The following is a 2,674-nucleotide window of genomic DNA, read 5'->3' on the forward strand; positions in this document are numbered from 1 at the left end:
GGCCTGCATGGAGCCGGCCGCCCCGCACCGCCACGCCCTCGATGGTGACGCCGCCCTCCTCCAGGGCCCGGTCGTGGAAGGGGGCCAGCGCCGGGATGTCGGCGATGATCCGCGCCAGCGCTGCCGTGCCGGCGATCTCGGGCTCGGCGCGAAGCTGGCCGGTCTCCGGGTCCACGGCGTTGGGATCGAGGCGGATGCGGAACAGGTGCCGGGTCGCCTCGGCCCGCGCGTCGCCCTCGGCGTCCTGGCCGTGCTCGCGCCGGGGGCGGCCATGCGAGCCGATGACGTAGAAGGCCCCGTCCGCATAGGCCACGCCCTCGGCGTCGAGTTCCAGCGGCTTGCCGTTTCGGGTGGCGTCGATCAGCCGGATGAAGCGTCCGGCCACGAGGCTGCCGTCCCGCAGGATCGCCACCTGGGCGCCCTGCGACTCGTCGTCGGCCACGAGGCAGATCCGCGGGAAGCCGGTATCGGTGGCGCAGGCGATGCCGCTCACATCCCGGGCCTTCTCGCTCCGCTCCGCCTCGGCGGGATGTTTTGGGTCGGGCTCGCCGAGGAGCTTGCCGCTGACGTTCCACGGCTTGGACTGATCCTTCGCCGAGACCGTCGCGGGCAGGGCCGCCGCGAGGCCGCAGGCGAGCGCGACCCGGAGCAGATCCCGCTTGGCCGGGCGCCGGACGATGGCCTTCACGTTGAGCATGGCGCGGCACATCCCGGTGCGGAGTCTCGATCCGCCCGCGATAGTCCAAAGCCGCTCCCGACGCACCCGACGCGGCGTCGGTCGAGCGGATGCCCTGTGGCCGCAGCGCCGTGTCCGGGCTTATCGGTGGTATAAAGTCTACCAGACGGTTCGGCGTCCCGTCCCGGAAGGTCTCGGGTCCCGTCGGCGCCCGGCCCCCGCCGAATAATACTTGGTCGGTTCGCAAGCCGAATTTGAATACGTCGGCGCCGGCCTTGGGCAGGGCGCTTTTTCACGTTCGAAACCCTCCGATTTCGACTTTCGGCCCACTTGGACGCCTCCGACATCGCCGCTATAGCGCGGGAGAGAACCGCGGCCGTGAGAACAGCGCGGGATGAGAGGAGAGCGAGATGGCTGCGAGCGGTGCGGTCCGTCCGGCGGACGGTGAGGTCAAGGATCTCTACGAGATGGGCGAGATCCCGCCGCTGGGTCACGTGCCGGCCAAGATGTACGCCTGGGCGATCCGGCGCGAGCGTCATGGGCCCCCGGAGCAATCCCACCAGCTCGAAGTGCTGCCGGTGTGGGACATCGGCGACGACGAGGTGCTGGTCTACGTCATGGCCGCGGGCGTGAACTACAACGGCGTCTGGGCGGGCCTGGGCGAGCCGATCTCGCCCTTCGACGTGCACAAGGGCGAATACCACATCGCCGGCTCGGACGCCTCCGGCATCGTCTGGAAGGTCGGCGCCAAGGTGAAGCGCTGGAAGGTCGGCGACGAGGTCATCGTCCACTGCAACCAGGATGACGGCGACGACGAGGAGTGCAACGGCGGCGACCCGATGTTCTCGCCGAGCCAGCGCATCTGGGGCTACGAGACGGGCGACGGCTCGTTCGCGCAGTACTGCCGGGTCCAGTCGCGCCAGCTCATGCATCGGCCCAAGCACCTCACCTGGGAGGAGGCGGCCTGCTACACGCTGACCCTGGCCACCGCCTACCGCATGCTGTTCGGCCACGCGCCGCACACGGTCCGGCCCGGCCAGAACGTGCTGATCTGGGGCGCCTCCGGCGGTCTCGGCGTGTTCGGCGTGCAGCTCTGCGCGGCCTCGGGCGCCAACGCCATCGCGGTGATCTCGGACGATTCGAAGCGCGACTACGTGATGAGCCTCGGCGCCAAGGGCGTCATCAACCGCAAGGACTTCAACTGCTGGGGGCAGTTGCCCACGGTGAACTCGCCCGAGTTCCACGCCTGGACGAAGGAAGCCCGGAAGTTCGGCAAGGCGATCTGGGACATCACCGGCAAGCAGGATGTCGACATCGTCTTCGAGCATCCCGGCGAGGCGACCTTCCCGGTCTCGGCCCTGGTGGTGAAGCGCGGCGGCATGGTGGTGTTCTGCGCCGGCACCACCGGCTTCAACATCACCTTCGACGCCCGCTACGTCTGGATGCGCCAGAAGCGGATCCAGGGCTCGCACTTCGCCCACCTCAAGCAGGCCTCGGCGGCGAACCAGTTCGTGATGGACCGCCGGGTCGACCCGTGCATGAGCGAGGTGTTCCCCTGGGACAAGATCCCCCAGGCCCACACCAAGATGTGGAAGAACCAGCACCCGCCCGGCAACATGGCCTGCCTGGTCAACTCTCCGCGCGCCGGCCTGCGCACGGTCGAGGACGTGATCGAGGCCGGTCCGCTCAAGCGCTGACGCCGCCTCCCGCCGGCCTCCGCCCGCATGCGGAGGCCGGATCGCCGGCCCCGGCCACTGCTCGCCTCTTCCTCCCCCCTCTTGCCCCGGGCTCGGCCCGGCGCGAGAACGGCCGCGCTCGTTCCAGCACCCCCGCCGGGGCGATGACCGATTCGGCGTGAGGGGCGCGGACGCGCAGGGTGACGGGCGCAGCGCCCGGACCCGGCATCGGGGGTTATGGCATTGGCCGGCGACGACGAATCCTACGTGTACGACGAGGCCACGGGCGAGTGGCTCCCGCCCGGCCAGGCCGCCGCGGCGC

The 2,674-nt window shown here is 70.3% G+C and carries 2 protein-coding genes; one reads left to right on the forward strand and one right to left on the reverse strand.

Annotated elements, in window-relative coordinates; all coding sequences use genetic code 11:
- Positions 1 to 697 (reverse strand): DUF3616 domain-containing protein (locus tag FV228_RS26235; protein ID WP_187277918.1); only part of this gene is annotated, 697 nt, incomplete at its 3' end.
- Positions 698 to 1,086: 389 nt separating this feature from the next.
- Between FV228_RS26235 and ccrA the strand changes: the two genes are divergently transcribed.
- Positions 1,087 to 2,373 (forward strand): crotonyl-CoA carboxylase/reductase, encoded by a 1,287-nt coding sequence (gene ccrA / locus FV228_RS26240; RefSeq protein ID WP_147857214.1) that lies wholly within the window; start codon positions 1,087 to 1,089, stop codon positions 2,371 to 2,373.
- The last annotated feature ends 301 nt before the right edge of the window (positions 2,374 to 2,674 follow it).

It is taken from the genome of Methylobacterium sp. WL18, assembly GCF_008040015.1.
Taxonomy (GTDB): Bacteria; Pseudomonadota; Alphaproteobacteria; order Rhizobiales; family Beijerinckiaceae; genus Methylobacterium; species Methylobacterium mesophilicum.